18 protein-coding genes are annotated in these 15,910 nt (G+C 75.0%); 9 read left to right on the top strand and 9 right to left on the bottom strand.

Annotated elements, in window-relative coordinates; genetic code table 11:
• Positions 1 to 37 precede the first annotated feature (37 nt).
• On the top strand, positions 38 to 946 hold the full coding sequence (locus tag IU369_RS16440) for a formylglycine-generating enzyme family protein (RefSeq protein ID WP_343233249.1): 909 nt from the start codon (positions 38 to 40) through the stop codon (positions 944 to 946).
• On the top strand, positions 943 to 2,085 hold the full coding sequence (locus tag IU369_RS16435; RefSeq protein WP_217922066.1) for an ATP-grasp domain-containing protein: 1,143 nt from the start codon (positions 943 to 945) through the stop codon (positions 2,083 to 2,085). Before IU369_RS16440 ends, IU369_RS16435 begins: the two co-directional genes overlap by 4 nt.
• A gap of 33 nt (positions 2,086 to 2,118) precedes the next feature.
• Here IU369_RS16435 and IU369_RS16430 read toward each other — a convergent pair whose 3' ends face one another.
• A complete protein-coding gene (locus tag IU369_RS16430; protein WP_217922065.1) occupies positions 2,119 to 3,306 on the bottom strand; it encodes a C40 family peptidase in 1,188 nt (395 codons plus the stop codon).
• 135 nt (positions 3,307 to 3,441) lie between these two features.
• Here IU369_RS16430 and IU369_RS16425 point away from each other — a divergent pair, with 135 nt between their 5' ends.
• The gene (locus IU369_RS16425) at positions 3,442 to 3,891 is read left to right on the top strand and encodes a calcium-binding protein (RefSeq protein ID WP_217922064.1); all 450 of its coding nucleotides are present in this window, start codon (positions 3,442 to 3,444) and stop codon (positions 3,889 to 3,891) included.
• Between the two features lie 45 nt (positions 3,892 to 3,936).
• Here the strand turns inward: IU369_RS16425 and IU369_RS16420 are convergent, their stop codons facing one another.
• A complete protein-coding gene (locus IU369_RS16420; protein WP_217922063.1) occupies positions 3,937 to 4,665 on the bottom strand; it encodes a hypothetical protein in 729 nt (242 codons plus the stop codon).
• A 55-nt stretch (positions 4,666 to 4,720) separates the two neighbouring features.
• Entirely contained in the window at positions 4,721 to 4,972 is a 252-nt protein-coding gene (locus tag IU369_RS16415; protein ID WP_217922062.1) for a hypothetical protein, read from the bottom strand.
• A 183-nt stretch (positions 4,973 to 5,155) separates the two neighbouring features.
• Here IU369_RS16415 and IU369_RS16410 point away from each other — a divergent pair, with 183 nt between their 5' ends.
• Positions 5,156 to 6,049, top strand: coding sequence for a M28 family metallopeptidase (locus IU369_RS16410; RefSeq protein WP_246551540.1), 894 nt, complete (start codon positions 5,156 to 5,158; stop codon positions 6,047 to 6,049).
• Positions 6,050 to 6,105: 56 nt separating this feature from the next.
• Positions 6,106 to 7,560, top strand: a complete 1,455-nt coding sequence (gene sthA / locus IU369_RS16405) for a Si-specific NAD(P)(+) transhydrogenase (protein ID WP_217922060.1) — start codon at positions 6,106 to 6,108, stop codon at positions 7,558 to 7,560.
• A gap of 150 nt (positions 7,561 to 7,710) precedes the next feature.
• On the opposite strand, the gene IU369_RS16400 is transcribed toward sthA, so the two are convergent.
• Entirely contained in the window at positions 7,711 to 7,902 is a 192-nt protein-coding gene (locus IU369_RS16400; RefSeq protein ID WP_217922059.1) for a hypothetical protein, read from the bottom strand.
• 172 nt (positions 7,903 to 8,074) lie between these two features.
• Between IU369_RS16400 and IU369_RS16395 the strand changes: the two genes are divergently transcribed.
• From IU369_RS16395 to IU369_RS16385, 3 genes are all read left to right on the top strand, one after another.
• Entirely contained in the window at positions 8,075 to 9,532 is a 1,458-nt protein-coding gene (locus IU369_RS16395) for an aminotransferase-like domain-containing protein (protein ID WP_217922058.1), read from the top strand.
• 210 nt (positions 9,533 to 9,742) lie between these two features.
• On the top strand, positions 9,743 to 10,393 hold the full coding sequence (locus IU369_RS16390) for an AzlC family ABC transporter permease (RefSeq protein WP_217922057.1): 651 nt from the start codon (positions 9,743 to 9,745) through the stop codon (positions 10,391 to 10,393).
• The gene (locus tag IU369_RS16385; RefSeq protein ID WP_217922056.1) at positions 10,390 to 10,695 is read left to right on the top strand and encodes an AzlD domain-containing protein; all 306 of its coding nucleotides are present in this window, start codon (positions 10,390 to 10,392) and stop codon (positions 10,693 to 10,695) included. The genes IU369_RS16390 and IU369_RS16385 overlap by 4 nt, the downstream gene beginning before the upstream one ends.
• Here the strand turns inward: IU369_RS16385 and IU369_RS16380 are convergent.
• Positions 10,692 to 11,081: a GNAT family N-acetyltransferase gene (locus IU369_RS16380; RefSeq protein ID WP_217922055.1), complete on the bottom strand. Its 390-nt coding sequence runs from the start codon at positions 11,079 to 11,081 to the stop codon at positions 10,692 to 10,694. The two genes, IU369_RS16385 and IU369_RS16380, sit on opposite strands and share 4 nt — an antisense overlap.
• Before the next feature lie 141 nt (positions 11,082 to 11,222).
• On the opposite strand from IU369_RS16380, the gene IU369_RS16375 reads away from it, so the two are divergent.
• Positions 11,223 to 12,470 (top strand): ABC transporter substrate-binding protein, encoded by a 1,248-nt coding sequence (locus IU369_RS16375; protein WP_217922054.1) that lies wholly within the window; start codon positions 11,223 to 11,225, stop codon positions 12,468 to 12,470.
• Between the two features lie 60 nt (positions 12,471 to 12,530).
• On the opposite strand, the gene IU369_RS16370 is transcribed toward IU369_RS16375, so the two are convergent.
• The 4 genes from IU369_RS16370 to IU369_RS16355 are packed head-to-tail and all read right to left on the bottom strand — an operon-like array spanning position 12,531 to position 15,906.
• Positions 12,531 to 13,289, bottom strand: coding sequence for an ABC transporter ATP-binding protein (locus tag IU369_RS16370; RefSeq protein WP_217922053.1), 759 nt, complete (start codon positions 13,287 to 13,289; stop codon positions 12,531 to 12,533).
• Positions 13,286 to 14,044 (bottom strand): ABC transporter ATP-binding protein, encoded by a 759-nt coding sequence (locus IU369_RS16365; protein WP_217922052.1) that lies wholly within the window; start codon positions 14,042 to 14,044, stop codon positions 13,286 to 13,288. The genes IU369_RS16370 and IU369_RS16365 overlap by 4 nt, the downstream gene beginning before the upstream one ends.
• 43 nt (positions 14,045 to 14,087) lie before the next feature.
• The gene (locus IU369_RS16360; protein WP_217922051.1) at positions 14,088 to 15,026 is read right to left on the bottom strand and encodes a branched-chain amino acid ABC transporter permease; all 939 of its coding nucleotides are present in this window, start codon (positions 15,024 to 15,026) and stop codon (positions 14,088 to 14,090) included.
• Positions 15,027 to 15,030: 4 nt separating this feature from the next.
• Entirely contained in the window at positions 15,031 to 15,906 is an 876-nt protein-coding gene (locus IU369_RS16355) for a branched-chain amino acid ABC transporter permease (RefSeq protein WP_217922050.1), read from the bottom strand.
• Between the last annotated feature and the right edge of the window lie 4 nt (positions 15,907 to 15,910).

The raw sequence follows: 15,910 nt of genomic DNA, 5'->3' as shown, positions 1-15,910 counted from the left end.
GGCCGGGGGAGGCATCGCGGTGGAGGAGCGCGACGGCATGGCGTGGGTGCCGGGTGGCCTGTTCCTCATGGGGTCCGACGCCTTCTACCCCGAGGAGGCGCCGGTGCGGCCCGTCGCCGTCGACGGCCTCTGGATCGACCGGGGCCCCGTCACCGTCGACGCGTTCGCGGAGTTCGTCGCCGCCACCGGCCACGTCACCGACGCCGAGGTCGCCCCCGATCCCGCGGACTACCCGGGCGCCGACCCCGACCTGCTCGTGCCCGGGTCGCTCGTCTTCCGGCCGAGCGACGGCCCCGTCGACCTCCGCGACGTCCGCAACTGGTGGCGGTGGGTGCCCGGCGCGACCTGGAGGACCCCCGAGGGGCCGGGGAGCTCCGTCGACGACCGCGGCGACCACCCCGTCACGCAGGTCTCGTACCGCGACGCCGAGGCCTATGCGCGGTGGGCCGGCAAGGACCTCCCCACCGAGGCGGAATGGGAGCACGCCGCCCGCGGCGGGCTCGAGCAGGCCCTCTTCGCGTGGGGCGACGAGTTCGCGCCCGGCGGCCGGCCGATGGCGAACACGTGGCAGGGGCGCTTCCCCTGGGAGAACCTCCTCGAGGACGGCCATGCGGGGACGTCGCCCGTCGGCACCTACCCCGTCAACGGCCACGGCCTCTGGGACGTCACCGGCAACGTCTGGGAGTGGACGAGCGACTACTTCTCCCTCCCGGACCGGGGCGCCCGTCCGTGCTGCGCCCCCGCGAACCCCCGGGTCACCGACGCCGCCGCGAGCGTCGCGCCGGGCGAGGTGCACCCCCGCCGGGTGATCAAGGGCGGCTCGCACCTGTGCGCCCCGAGCTACTGCCTGCGGTACCGGCCCGCCGCCCGGCAGTCCGAGAGCGTCGAGAGCTCCACCACGCACATCGGGTTCCGCTGCGTCGTGCGCCGGTCGCCGCCATCGTGACCACCACGCGGGTGCTCGTGTTGTGGACGGGCTTCCGCGCCGGGGTCCAGACGTGCCGCGCCCTGACGCGGGCGGGGTGGACGGTCGTCGGGGCCCACCCGGCGGGGGTGCCCGGCGGCGCCTCGCGGTGGTGCCGGCGACCGCTGCGCTACCCGCCCGCGCACCTCGGGGAGGATGCGTTCCTCGCATGGCTGCAGGACACCTGCCGCCGCGCCTCCATCGACGTGGTGCTCCCCGTCGACGAGGACCTCGTGCGCCTGCTCGCACGCCGCCGCCCCGGCCTCGGCGACGCGGTCGTCGTCGGCCCCACGGAGGAGCAGTACGACGCCCTCTGCGACAAGCGCCGCCTCGCCGACTCGGCACGCGCCGCGGGCGTGGACCACCCCGACACGATCACCGTCGGCCCGGACGGACCCGACGGGCCGTGGCCGGCCCTCCCGTCGATCGTCAAGCCGGTCATCTCCCACTCCGACATGTCGGTCGCCCGGATCACGATGGCCGCGACCGAGGCGGAGCGCGACGAGCAGGTGGGCCTGCTGGTCGCCGCGGGACTGGACGCGCTCGTGCAGGAGCGCGTCGAGGGGCCGCGGTGGGTGGGGCACTGCGTGCGGGGGCCCTCCGGGCTCGCCCTGGTGCCGTCGCGCATCCTGCGCGACTACCCGCGCGGGACGGGCGTCGCGTGCGTCCAGCGGACCACCCTGCCGCCCCCGGGGCTCGTGCGCGGGGTGGCGCGACTGCTCGACCTCGTCGACTACCGCGGGCCCGCGACCATCTCGTTCCTGCAGCGGGACGACCGGATGCACGTCCACGACGTCAACCTGCGCATCGGCGCGTCGGTGGGGCTGCTCGTCCGCAGCGGCTTCGACATCCCGAGCCGCGCCGTCGCGGCGGCGCTCGGCCGGGAGGCGCCCCCGGACGCGCGGTGGCGTCCGACGCGCTACGTCTGGCTCGACGGTGAGCTGGGCGCGCTGCGCGACGCCCTCCGTGGCCGCGGCGTCGGCGATCCACCCGCGCGCGTCGCCGGTCGCATCGCCGCCGCGGCGGTGCTCCCCGGCCGCATGACCGACCCGGCGCCGCTCGACCCGTGGTGGCTGGCGGGCCACCTCGCACCCCGGCTGCGGCGGCGCCCCCGGCCGTGACCGGCGGGTGGCGCGCCCCGGGGACCCGCGGCCCTAGGGGCGGACGGCTCCCACGTAGCCGCTGTAGGTCGAGAGCTGGCTGACCTTCACGACGTCGCCCGTGTGGGGCGCGTGCACGAACTGGCCGCCACCGATGTAGATGCCCATGTGCCCGAGGCCGTGGAAGAAGACGAGGTCGCCGACCTGGAGGTCGCTGGAGGGGACCTTCGGGAACGCGGCCCAGATCGCCCCCGTGTAGTGGGGGACGCTCTTGCCGATCTGGGCGTAGGCGTAGGAGGCGAGGCCGCTGCAGTCGAAACCCGACGGCGACGCGCCACCCCACACATAGGGGACACCCAGGTACTGCATCGCGATGCTCGCCGCGGCGGCGTTGCCGCTGCCACTCGGCAACGGCGCACTCGGGGCGGCGGGCTCCGACGCCGGCGCGGACGCCGTGGCAGGGGCCGCGGGCGCGGTGGCCGTGGGGGCTGCGGCGGCGGCGGCGCGCTGGCGGGCGAGGCGGGCCTGGGCCTCGGCCTCGGCGGCCTTGCGCTGCTCCTCGGCGCGGATCAGGCCACGCAACTCGGCGCTCGCCGAATCGAGGACGGCCTGACGCTGGGCGAGCAGACCTTCGATCCGCTCCTTCTCGCGCTCCCGGGCCGCGACGGCCTCCGCGGCGGTCGCCCGGTCCTCCACCAACTGGGCGCGGAGGCGCACCAACGCCGCCTTGTGCTCACGCAACCCACCGACGACCTCGGCGTCCTGGCTGCCGACGCGGTCCAACAGGTCCATCTGGTCGCTGGCGGCGGCGATCGAGCCGCTGGTGATCAACACCTCCGCAAGGCTCGGCTGCGGCGTCGCGTACAGGCCCCGGAGGCGCTCGGCGAGGACCTCACGCGACGCCCCCAGGTCCCGCTCGGTCTGGCGGGTGCGGGCCGTGTTCTCCTCGATCCGGCCGTTCACCTGCTGCAACTCATACCGGGCCCCGTTGTAGGCCTCGGCGGCGACCTCGACCTGGGTGTTGTAGCTGTCGAGCTCGGCCTGGAGCTCGGCGACCTGGGCGCGCTGGGCCTCGATCGCGGCCGGCTCGGTGGTGGCGGTCCCCGCGCCGAACGCCAACAGGGCGGCGAGGACGGCGCAGGCCACGAGGGCCGTGAGGTGTCGCAGGGGTCTCAGGAAGCAGGTCTCCTGCAGCGGGGACAGGGCGGCGGGCAGGGCGGCGCGAGACCGCCCGGGGGGCACCGTAACACGGTTCGCCGTCGGCGCCCCCCGGGCGTCCGGTCCCCGGGAGCGCCACGGGACCGCCGTGCCGGCCGTTTCGCGGGGTCCCGGCACGGGTATGCCCGCACACCCCCGCACCCGTCCCGGAGAGAGCCCGTGCGCACCGTCCTCGCCCGCAGTCCCCGCCTGGCCGTCGCCCTCGCCGGCCTGGCCCTGGTCGTCGTCGCCGGCCTCCTGATGGCCGCCACCTCCGACGGCGCGAACCGCACGGGGACACCCGGGCCCGACGTGATGCGGGGCACCGGCGACGACGACGTCCTGCGCGGCGCGGGCGGGGCGGACCGCCTGTTCGGCCTCGGCGACGACGACCGCCTCTACGGCGGCGCGGGCGCGGACCGCCTGATCGGCGGCGACGACGACGACCTCCTCGTCGGCGGTGGCGGGTCGGACCTGATCCTGGCCCGCGACGGCGAGCGCGACGACGTCCGGTGCGGCGCGGGCCGCGACCGCGCGGTCGTCGACCAGCTCGACCGCCTCACCGGCTGCGAGACCGTGGACCGCCGCACCGTCCCCACCGACGACGACGACGGCGACGACGACGACTGATCCACCGTGCCCGGCGCGCCCGAGGGGCGCGCCGGGTCGCCGGCGTCAGCCGGCGGCGAGCAGGCCGAGCCCCCGCTGCAGGAACGCGACGGCGGCGGCGTGCGGATCCTCCTCCCCCCGCAGCGCCGTGAGGGTGAGGACCGCGCCGAAGGAGGCGTTCCAGTAGGCGGGGTCCCCGGGTCGCGCGGCATCCCATGGTCCGAGGTAGAGGTACGGCTCGTCGATGGACCCGTCGCCCGGCGATCCGCCGAGGTTGGCGCGCATGCCCTCCGCCGGCCCCCACGCGACGTCGCAGGCGACGTCGAAGTGCTCGGGCCAGAGCTGCACCGGGGTCGGCGTCGCCCCCGGGCCGATCCACGCCGTGACCTCGTCGAGGACCGTGGTGGCGAAGCACCACCAGCGACCGAGGGCGCGGGCGGCGTCCGCGCCGACGCCGAGCGGCGCGGCGGGGTCGCCGACGGGGGGCGCGTCGTGCCCCGCCGCGAACGGCGCCGCCAGGTCGACCCCCGCGGCCGCGGCGAGGTCGGCGAGGGTCGTCATGCGCGTCGCCGTCACCGCGCCGCCGCGCTCCACCAGCAGGACGTCGCCGTCGGTGCGGACCACCTCGACGTCGTGGCCGCCCACGGCGGGGGACGCGAGCCCCCCGGGCGCGGCCCTCAGGCCGAACCGGCCGGTCAGGTCGTGGCGGCGCCGCGCCACGATGTGCGTCGCGACGCGCTGCAGGGCCGTCCGCGTGGTGGCGAGGCCGGGCGGCGGGGGTGGGAGCGCGTCCATGCCGCGATCCTCCCACGGCGGGCGGCGCCGCTCACGCGGGCCGCGCGCCGGTGCGTCAGATCAGCGTCGAGTCCCCGTCGCGCGCGGTCCGGGACGCGGCGTCCCCGAGGGCGGCGTCCGTCGTCAGGGCCTCCCACAGCAGCTCGCGCTGGCGACCCGTCATGCGCCGCTCGGCGGCCTCGATCGCGTCCTCGAGGTCGGCGCCCGTCCACTCGCCCGCGTCGAGGCGCTCCGTCGCGCGGGTGCGCAGGCGGTGCGCGAGCAGCCGGCCGAGCTCGTCCTCCCAGTCGGTGAGCGGTGGCGTCATCTCGTGTCCCTCCGTTCCGATTCGGGCGTGCACGGGTTCCGGATGCCGTCATCGACGGGCGCGCCCCGGACTGGAGGGCCGGGGGCACCCGGTCCACCATCCCGCTCCCCGATGTCCGTCCGGGGACCGGAGCGACCCCACGCCGCGGGCCGCCGGCCCCGGTCGTGCGATGCTCCGCCGGTGATGGTGCCACGAACGCGCGCGCTCGCGCCCGTCCTCGCCGTGGCCGTCGCCCTCCTCGCGCTCGCGGGCTGCGGCGACGGCGGCGCCGCCCCGCCGGCCGCCGCCCCCGCCGTCGACCGCTTCGACGCGGCGCGCGCCTTCGCCGACCTGCGCTCGCAGGTGCGCCTCGGCCCCCGCCCCGCCGGATCGGCGGCCTCGCGCCGCCTCGCCGCGCGCCTGCGCCGCGACCTGCCGCGCGGGCGCTTCGAGGCGGTCCCCGGGGGCCTGCGCAACGTGGTCGGGAGCCTGCCCGGCCGCGGCGCGCCGATCCTCGTCGGGGCGCACTACGACACCAAGGACATCCCGGGGTTCGTCGGCGCCAACGACGGGGCGGGCGGCACCGCCGTCGTCGTCGAGCTCGCCCGGGCGCTCCGCACCGGCCAGCGCGCCTGCCAGCGGCCGATCCGGTTCGTCATGTTCGACGGCGAGGAGAGCCCCCGGGGCTCCGACGACTTCCTGCGCGACGGCCTGCGGGGGAGCCGCCACCACGCGCGCACCCGCGGCGCGGGCCTGCGCGCGGTGGTGATCGTCGACTTCGTGGCGGACCGGGACCTCGCCATCCCGCGCGAGGCGAGCTCCGACGTCGCGCTGTGGGGCCGCCTGCGGCGCGCGGCCCGCGCGGTCGGCGCCGGGTCGGTCTTCCCCCCCACGACGGCCGCCGCGGTCCTCGACGACCACACGCCCTTCCTCGAGCGGGGGATCCCGTCGATCGACCTGATCGACTTCGACTACCCCCACTGGCACCGCACGAGCGACACGCTCGACAAGGTCTCGGCCCGCAGCCTCGACCTCGTCGGCGAGACCCTCGTCGAGATGCTGACCCGCCTCCGCGCCGAGGGCTGCCCGCCGGCCTGAGCCGCCGGCGTACCCCGCGGCTACGGTCGGGGGCCCCGGTGGCCGAGAACCCCACCGTGAGCGGGGAGACGCGCGACTACGACTACGACCTGATCGCGATCGGGTCCGGGCCGGGCGGGCAGCGTGCCGCCATCCAGGCCGCGAAGCTCGGCAAGCGGGTCGCCGTCGTCGAGCGGACGTCCGGGGTCGGCGGCGTCTGCGTCCGCACCGGCACGATCCCCTCCAAGACCCTCCGCGAGGCCGCGATGGCCCTGAGCGGGTACCGCGACCGCGGCTTCTACGGCGCCTCGTACACCGCGAAGCAGCACGTCGGGATGGAGGACCTCCACTTCCGCGCCGACCAGGTGGTGCGCAACGAGACCGACGTCGTCCGCCACCAGCTCCTGCGCAACGACGTCGACCTCCACTCGGGCCACGGGTCGTTCCTCGACCCCCACACCATCGTCGTGGAGGGGGAGGGCGGCCACGGCCGCCGGACCCTGACGGCGCGCAACGTCGTCATCGCCACCGGCACCACCGCGACGCGCGGCGGAGGCATCGCGTTCGACGGACGCCGCATCCTCACCAGCGACGACGCGGTGACCCTCGACCGCCTCCCGCGGACGCTCGCGGTGATCGGCGCGGGGGTGATCGGGCTCGAGTACGCCGGGATGTTCGCGGCGCTCGGGGTCCGGGTCACCATCATCGACCGCCGTCCCCGCCTGCTGCCGGACATCGACGCCGAGATCATGGACGCGCTCGCCTTCCACATGCGCCGCAGCCGCGTGACGTTGTGGCTCGGCGAGGAGGTCCGCGACCTGGCCGTCGACGAGGGCGACGACGGCAAGGTCCGCATCGAGCTCGCGAGCGGCAAGCACATCGTCGCGGAGAAGGCGCTCTACTCGATCGGCCGCACCGGCGCGACGGCGCGCCTCGGCCTCGCCGCCGCCGGCCTCACCGCGGACGCCCGCGGGCGCCTCGCGGTCGACGGGCACTACCGTACCGCCGTCCCCCACATCTACGCGGTCGGCGACGTGATCGGCCATCCGAGCCTGGCGTCGACGTCGATGGAGCAGGGGCGCCTCGCGGCGTGCCACGCGTTCGGCATCGCGGCCCGCAGCGTGCCGGCGCTGGTGCCGTGCGCGATCTACACGATCCCCGAGATCTCGACGGTCGGCCGCACCGAGGAGGACCTCACCCGCGACGGCGTGCCGTACGAGGTCGGAAAGGCCCAGTACAACGAGATCGCCCGCGGCCAGATCATCGGGGACCGCACCGGCCTGCTGAAGCTGATCTTCCACTGGGAGACCCGCGAGCTGCTCGGCGTGCACATCATCGGCGAGGGTGCGAGCGAGCTGATCCACATCGGGCAGGCCGTCATGACCTACCGCGGCGGCGTCGACCACTTCGTCGACGCCGTGTTCAACTACCCGACCCTCGCCGAGTGCTACAAGACCGCCGCCCTCGACGGGCTCAACCGCCTGGAGTCGTGGCAGACGCCGGCGGTGGCGCCCCCCGCGATGACCGCGTAGGCCGGGCTGGAGCCGGGGCCTCGGCGGCCGGCGCGACGATCCGCGGCGACGGCGTCGCCGGCGCGGGCGCGGGGACGTGCTCGCGGCGGCGCCGCGTGTCGCGCGGACCCGGCGAGGTGGCGATGTGGATGAGGTTGTACACGTGTCCTCCTAGGCGGTGGTGGTCAGCAGCGGACGCGCGGCGCGGGCGCGCCGGCGGCGGCGGCCCGTGATCTCCGACCCGTGCCGTCCGCACGGGCACACGTAGGCGACCCGCAGGCCCTCGGCGACGGCCGTCACCGAGAGGATCCGGCCCGGGCCGATCAGGACCCGGCCGCAGTCGTCGCAGTGGATGTCGAGCATGTCCTCGTCCCCTCTCGTGGTCCGTTGCCGGGCGGGAACGACCCCGGCTCGGCGTCCGTGAGAGTCCAATCGGGCAAGATTGGACCTTGATTGCATACTCACGGAGTAATTGGACTGATCTCAGCCGACAGGAGGGTGGCGGACAAGAGCCTTTGATGCCATATTGGTATCCGTGAAGGTCGAGCCCACCCGTCTCGCGACGCTGATCGGCACCTGGGCCGGCGGCCCCGGCCCGCTCTACGAGCGCCTCGCCGCCGCCATCGCCGCCGCCATCGACCGCGGCGAGCTCCCACCGGGTTCGGTGCTCCCGACCGAGCGCGAGCTGGCGGCGCGCATCGCGGTCAGCCGCACGACGGTGGTCGGGGCGTACGGGCGCCTCAAGGACGACGGACGGCTGGAGAGCCGCCAGGGACGGGGGACCTGGGTGCCGGGTCCGCCGCAGACGCGGCCCCCCGCCGAGCGCGCCTTCTCGGCCGAGCTCTACGCCAGCATGCTCGGCGGAGGGGGCGACCTGATCGAGCTGACGGCGGCGTGCCCCCCGCCGACCTCGCTCGTCACCCGCGTCCTCGCGGAGCTGCCGGCGGAGCGCCTCGCCCGCAACGTGACGGGGGCGGGGTACCTGCCCGCGGGTCTCGAGGAGCTGCGCGTCGCCATCGCCGGGCACATCAGCGCGGGCGGCCTGCCGACCGGGCCGGACGAGGTCATCGTGACCACCGGCGCCCACCAGGCGATCGGCCTGGCGACGGCCCTGCTCGGCGGCCCCGGCCAGTCGGCGCTCGTCGAGGACGCGACGTACCCGGGGGCCCTCGACATCATCCGGGGCGCGGGGATGCGGCCGGTCGTCGTCCCCCTCGACACCGAGGGCGTGCTGCCGGACGCCCTCGAGGACCTGCTGGAGCGCGTGCGCCCCGCCTTCGTCTACCTCGTCCCGACCCACCAGAACCCGACCGGGTCGGTGCTCTCACCGGCGCGCAGCCGCCGCGTCGCCGAGCTGTCGGCGCGGTACCGGGTGCCGCTCGTCGAGGACATGGCGCTGCGGAACCTGGAGATGGACGACCGCCCCCTGCCCGCGCCGATCTGCGCGCACGCGCCGGACGCGTCCTCCGTGGCGATCGGCTCGGCGAGCAAGGTGCTGTGGGGCGGCCTGCGCGTCGGCTGGATCCGGGCGTCGCGGCCGGTCGTCGAACGCCTCATGCGCCTGAAGATCGTCGCCGACCTCGGCAGCCCCGTCCTCGCCCAGACCCTCGCGGCGGAGCTGCTGCCGCGCTTCGACGAGGCGGTCGCCGAGCGGCGGGTGTTCCTGCTCGAGCGGTACGCGGCACTGTCCGACGCGCTCGCGCGGCACCTCCCCGACTGGACCTGGGAGCCACCGCGCGGCGGCTGCACGCTGTGGGTGAGGATGCCGACGGGCGACGCGCGGGCGCTCGGCCAGGTGGCCCAGCGCTGCGGCGTCAACGTCGTCCCCGGTCAGGCCCTCTCGGCGGAGGGGCGCCACGAGGACCGGCTGCGGGTCCCCTTCGTCGACGAGCCCGCGGTGATGGAGGAGGCGGTGCGCCGCCTCGCCGTCGCCTGGGAGATCTACGCCGGCGCCTCGGCGCGTCCCCGCGAGGCCAGCGGGCTGATCGTCTAGTGGCCCGATTCGGAGGTTCGTCTGCGGTTCCCGAGCGAATCGCAAGCGAGGCAAGGACGCAGGTCAGGCCCGGTATCGGGAATACCGGGTCTGCCGAGGACGCAGCATCGCGCCGCGATGCAGCCGGGAAGTGCCACCGAACCTTCGCATCGGGACACTAGTGCCCTGAGCGGGACGTCCGTCCGCGGCACCCGGGCCGACGGCGCGGTGGTGCGGCAGGCCGCCGCCATCGCGGTCGTCGCCGGCGCGTTCGCGCTCTCGTTCGGCGTCCTCTGCTCCGAGACCGGGCTCGGCCTGCCGATGACGGTCGCGCTGTCGACCCTCGTCTTCGCCGGGTCCGCCCAGCTCGCCGCGGTGGGCGTCATGGCGGACGGCGGGACCGGCGCCGCCGCGGTGCTCGCCGGGCTGCTGCTCGCCTCCCGCAACCTGGCGTTCGGGGTGGCGCTCGCGCCGCTCCTCGGCGGCCGCCTCCGCCGGCGCCTCGTCGCGGCGCAGCTCGTGATCGACGAGTCGGTCGCCGTCGCGACGGCGCAGCCCGACCCCGCCACGGCGCGTCGCGCCTTCTGGATCACGGGGGCCGCGGTGTTCGTGCCGTGGAACGCCGGGACCGTCGCGGGCTGGGCGCTGACCGGGGCGATCGACGTCGAGGCGACCGGCCTCGACGCGGCCGTGCCGGGGGCGTTCGTCGCGCTGCTCGCCCCCCGCCTCACGTCGCCCGCGGCGCGGGCGTCGGCGCTCGGCGGCGCCGCGATCGCGCTGGCGCTGACGCCCGTCGCCCCCGCCGGGGTGCCGATCCTGCTGTCGGCGGCGGGCGCGGGCCTCGGCCTCCTCGTCGGCCGCCGCCGCGCCGGGGTCCCGTGAGCTGGGCCGCGGTCCTCGCGCTGGCGGCCGGCACCTACGCCATGAAGGCCGCCGGCCCCCTCGTGCTCGGCGGCCGCCGCCTGCCGCCCGGCGTCACGCGGATCACCGACCTCCTGCCCGCGGCGCTCCTCGCGGCCCTCGTCGCGGTGCAGGGCCTGACGTCCGGCGGCGCGTGGGCGCTCGACGCCCGGGCCGCGGGGGTCGCCGCCGCCCTCCTGGTGGCGTGGCGCCGCGGGTCGTTCCTCACGATCGTCGTCGCGGCGGTCGTCGTCACCGCCGCGGTCCGCGCCCTCGGCGGCTAGAGACCCCGCCGCATCGCGACGTGGACGATGCCGGCGTCGAGGAACTCGTCGCCCTCCTCCGCGTACCCGGCCCGCGCGTAGAAGCCCCGGGCGCCGACCTGGGCGTGCAGCGTGACCTCCGTCGCCCCCGCGTCCCGCGCGACGTCCTCGGCGAACCGCAGCAGCCGGGCCCCGACGCCCCGCCCGCGACCGGGGGCGGCGACCGCCATCCGCCCGAGCCGCATCGCCCCGCCGTCGCGCACGAGCCGGCAGCAGCCGACGATCGCGCCGTCGCCCTCGGCGAGCAGATGGAGGGCCGTCGCGTCGAGGCCGTCGTGCTCCAGCTCGGGCGGCACGCCCTGCTCGACGACGAAGACCGCGTGGCGCAACGCCATCACCCCCGGCATGTCCGAAGGTTCCGAGAGACGGCACCGGACGGTCATGTGCTTTTCAGGTACGCCGGGCGAGGGGTAGGCTCGCCCGCATCGACGCGCCTCCCGATACGCGCGCCGGACACGAAAGGGGCTCGAATGATTCGACGGCGCACCATGGCGTCCCTCCTCATGGTGGGGGTGCTCGGACTCGGCGGCATCGTCGCCGGCTGCGGGGACGACGATAGCGGCGGCGGCGGTGACGTCGGCGAGCTGAAGATCGGCGTCCTGGTCCCGCTCACCGGGGCACTCGCCGACTTCGGCGGCCCCGGCTCCGACGCGGCGAACCTCGCGGCCGAGCAGGTCAACGCGGGCGCCGGTGACACCGGCCTCGAGCTGACCCTGATCACCGAGGACACCAAGACCGACCCGCAGGCCGCCCAGGAGGCCGCGACGAAGCTCATCGAGAGCGACGGCGTCGCCGGCCTCGCCGGCCCGTGGGCCACCCCCGAGCTGATCCCGACGGCGGAGAACGTGACCATCGCCTCCGGCATCCCGCTCGTCACCCCCTCGGCGACCGGCCCCGACCTGACGACGCTCGACGACGACGGCCTCGTGTTCCGCACGCCGCCGTCGGACGCCATCCAGGGCCGCGTCATCGCCCAGGTGATGGCCGAGGAGATCGGCGCCGACGCGACCGTCAACACGGCGCACCGCAACGACTCGTACGGCACCGCGCTCGTCGAGGAGTTCACGAAGGCGTGGGAGGCGGGCGGCGGCACCATCGGCAAGAACGTCGCCTACAACCCCGACGCGACGAGCCTCAACTCGGAGGCACAGCAGATCGCGAGCGGGAACCCGGACGGCTGGATGATCATCGACTACACCGGCACCTGGGCGAAGATGGGCCCGGCGCTGGTCCGCACCGGCAACTGGGACCCGGCCCGCACGTTCACCGGCGACGGCCTCCGGTCCCCCGACCTGCCCGGCGACGCCGGCGAGCCGACGACCGAGGGCATCCGCGGCACCGTCCCGACCTCCCTCGAGGCCCCGGCCGGCGCGGCGTTCGACACCCTGTGGAACACCGAGCTGGACAAGCCCCGTCAGACCTATGACGCGCAGAACTTCGACGCGGTCGTGCTGCTCGCCCTCGCGGCGGCGGCGGCGGGCTCGAGCGACCCGGCGGACATCGCCGCGAACCTCCAGGCGGTCTCGGGTCCCCCGGGCGACAAGTACACGTACGAGCAGATGAGCGAGGCCCTGCAGGCGCTCGCCGACGGCGAGGACATCGACTACGAGGGCGCGTCGGGTCCGATCGACTTCGACGACAACGGCGACCCCGCCTCGGCCAACTACGCCACCTGGAGCTACACGGGCGGCAAGCTGGTCGACAGCGACCAGGTCATCACGATCACGGAGGAGTAGGACGCACGGCCGCCGGCCGGCGGGGCGCACGCCCCGCCGGCCGGCACCGGCGCCCGGCTCTCAGCGGTCGGGCGCGCCCGCGGCGGGAGGGGCCGCGCCGCCGAGGTACAGCTCGGCCACCTGGGGGTCGACGAGCAGCTTGTCGCCGGGGCCCTCGAAGCGGTTCTGGCCCCCCTCGAGCACGTAGCCGCGGTCGGCGAGCGCGAGGGCGCGACGGGCGTTCTGCTCGATCATCACGATGGTCACGCCCGCGCGGTTGATCTCGACGACGGTGTCGAACACCTCGCCGACGGCGCGCGGCGCGAGCCCGGCGGACGGCTCGTCGAGGAGCAGCACCGTCGGGTCGGGCATCAGGGCCCGCGCCATCGCGAGCATCTGGCGCTCCCCGCCGGACAGGGTCCCGGCGCGCTGGCGCCGCCGCTCCCCGAGGCGCGGGAACAGCGTCATCATGCTGTCCATCCGCTCCTTGATCAGGCCGCGCTTCAGCACGCCGCCGACCTCCAGGTTCTCCTGGACGGTCAGGGAGCCGAACACGTTGGAGACCTGCGGCACGTAGCTCATGCCGAGGGCGGTGACCTCGTGGGGCGCGGCCCCGGTGATGTCGTGGCCGCGCAGACGCACCCGGCCCTCGCGCACCTTCACCAGGCCGAACACGGCCTTCGCGAGCGTCGACTTGCCGGCGCCGTTCGGGCCGATCACCACGACGATCTCGCCGTCGGCGGCGGTCAGGGTGCAGCCGCGGAGGATGTCGGCCTCGGCGACGTAGCCCCCGACGAGGCCGTCGGCCTCCAGCACCGGCGTCGCGGCGGCGTCGGTCACGAGAGCGTCGGCTCCGCCCCGAGGTACGCGTCGATGACCCGCGCGTCCCGCCGCACCTCGTCGGGGTGGCCCCGGGAGATGACGGCGCCCTCGGCCATCACGATCACCTCGTCGGAGCGCTCCATCACGGCGTCCATGTCGTGCTCCACGAACAGGATCGTGAGGTCGCGCTCGGAGCGCAGCCGGGTGAGGTAGTCGAGGAGGCGCCGCCCGAGGGTCGGGTTGACGCCGGCCATCGGCTCGTCGAGCAGCACGAGGCGCGGGTGCGTCATGAGCGCGCGGGCGAGCTCCAGCAGCTTGCGCTGACCGCCGGAGAGCGTCGCCGCGTACGACGCGGCGTGCTTCTCGATGCCGACCTCGGCGAGCAGCGTCATCGCCTCCTCCCGCACCTCGGCCTCCCGGGCGCGCCAGGCGGAGCGGCGGAACAGGGCGTTGTGGAGCTGCATGCCCGGCTGGTCGGGCGCGGCCAGCATCACGTTGTCGATCACCGTCATCTTCGACAGCACGCGGGTGAGCTGGAACGTGCGGACCATTCCGAGGCGGGAGATGCGGTCGGGCCGCTCCCGGAAGATGTCGGTGCCCGCGAACCGGACGGCCCCCGAGTCGGCGCGGATGAAGCCGGTCAGCAGGTTGAAGGCCGTCGTCTTGCCCGCGCCGTTCGGCCCGATCAGCGCGGTCATCGAGCCGGCGCGGACGTCGAAGGTGGCGCCGGCCACGGCCTGCAGGCCCCCGAAGCGGACCCTCAGGTCGCGCACGTCGAGCAGGGGGGCCGTCGCGTCGACGGGCGCCGGTGCCTCGTCAGGCGTCGAGATGGAGCTCCTCCTTCTTGCCGAACAGCCCCTGCGGCCGGAAGGCCATCATCGCCATGATGATCAGCCCGACCAGCACGAAGCGCAGGGCGGCGACCTTGTCGGCCTCGAGCGGGAAGTCGAGGAACCGGGTGCCGGACACGATGAACCCGATCACGATCGACCCGACGACGACGCCGAAGTACGAGCCGATACCGCCGAGGATGAGGATCGCGAAGCCGACGAAGGTGAAGATGGGCTCGAAGTTCTCGGGGAAGAGGGTCGTCGAGTAGAAGGTGAACAGCACCCCGGCGAGGCCGGCGATGGCCGAGCCCAGCACCAGAGACTGCAGCTTGTACGAGAACACCGGGATCCCCGACGCCGCCGCGGCCTCCTCGTTCTCGCGCACCGCCCGCAGCGCACGCCGCCACGGGGTGCGGCCGAGGTACACGAGCAGCAGCCCCACCAGGACGAGGGTCACCCAGACGATCACGAGCAGCGGCACGCGCCGGTCGAGGTCGATGCCCCACCCGGAGAACGTGTCGAGGACGTCGTTGTTGAAGTCGCGCCACGGGCCGCTCGCCCCGCGCAGGCCCTGGGTGCCGCCGGTGGTCTCCTGTTCGTTCTCGATCGTGATCCGCAGGATCTCCCCGGCCGCGATCGTCGTGATCGCGAAGTAGTCGGCGCGCAGGCGCAGGGTCGGGATGCCGAGCAGGGCGCCCGCCGCGCCCGCCGCGATGATCGCCACCGGCATCGCGATCCAGATGGAGACGTCGTTGGTGAGCAGCAGGCCGGTGGTGTAGGCGCCGATCGCCATGAACGCGACGTGGCCGAAGTTGATGAGGCCGGTGTCGCCGACCTCGACCTGCAGGCCGAGGACGAAGATCGCGTAGATCCCGGCGAAGGTGAGGACGAAGGCCCAGAAGCCGAATGCGAGGAGGGGGTCCACGGCCTCAGACCGTCCGGGCCTGGCCGAAGATGCCCTGCGGCCGGAGGAGCAGCACGAGGATCAGGACGACGAAGCCGATGGCCTCCTTGTAGGTCGCCGCGAAGAAGATCGTCGACCACTCCTGCACCAGCCCGAGCACGACGCCGCCGACGAGCGCGCCGTAGGCGTTGCCGATGCCGCCGAGCACGACCGCCGCGAAGATCGACAGCAGCAGGAACCACCCCGTGTTGGGGGTGAGGGTCGTGTAGACGGCGGCGAGGACGCCGGCGAGGCCGGCGAGGGACCCCGCGAGCAGCCACGTGTACGTCACGACGCGCTTCGTGTTGACGCCGGAGACCTCGGCCAGGTCGAAGGAGTCGGCGAGGGCCCGCATCGTCTTCCCGATCAGCGTCGACTTCAGCATCGTCGCGACGACCAGCAGGACGACGCCGGCGGTGACGATCACCGTCACCTGGATCGCGGTGATCTGGACGCCGCCGAACGGGTTCCACGACTGGAACTGGTCGACGTCGAGCGAGCGGTCGTCACCGCCCCAGTGGAAGAGGATCAGGTTGCGGATGACGAAGGCGAGGCCGATCGAGAGCAGCAGGAGCTGCATGACGCCCGCGCCGCGGCGGCGCATGGGGGCCCAGATGCCCCACTCGAGGACCAGGCCGAGGGCGGCGACCGCGGCGATCGCGCCGAGGAACGCGACCACGAGGGGCATCCCCGCGCTCACGTTGATGGCGAACGCGACGTAGCCGCCGAGGGTCATGAAGTCGCCGTGCGCGAAGTTGACCAGCTTCAGGATGCCGTAGACCAGCGACAACCCGATGGCCCCGAGCGCGTAGATGGCCCCGCTCGAGAGGCCGTTGATCGTCGTGTTGAGGAACTCCGTCATCGGC

It is taken from the genome of Miltoncostaea oceani, from assembly GCF_018141545.1.
GTDB lineage: Bacteria > Actinomycetota > Thermoleophilia > Miltoncostaeales > Miltoncostaeaceae > Miltoncostaea > Miltoncostaea oceani.
Note: the sequence above shows the minus strand (reverse complement) of the source record. Positions and strands in the feature narration are given on the sequence as shown.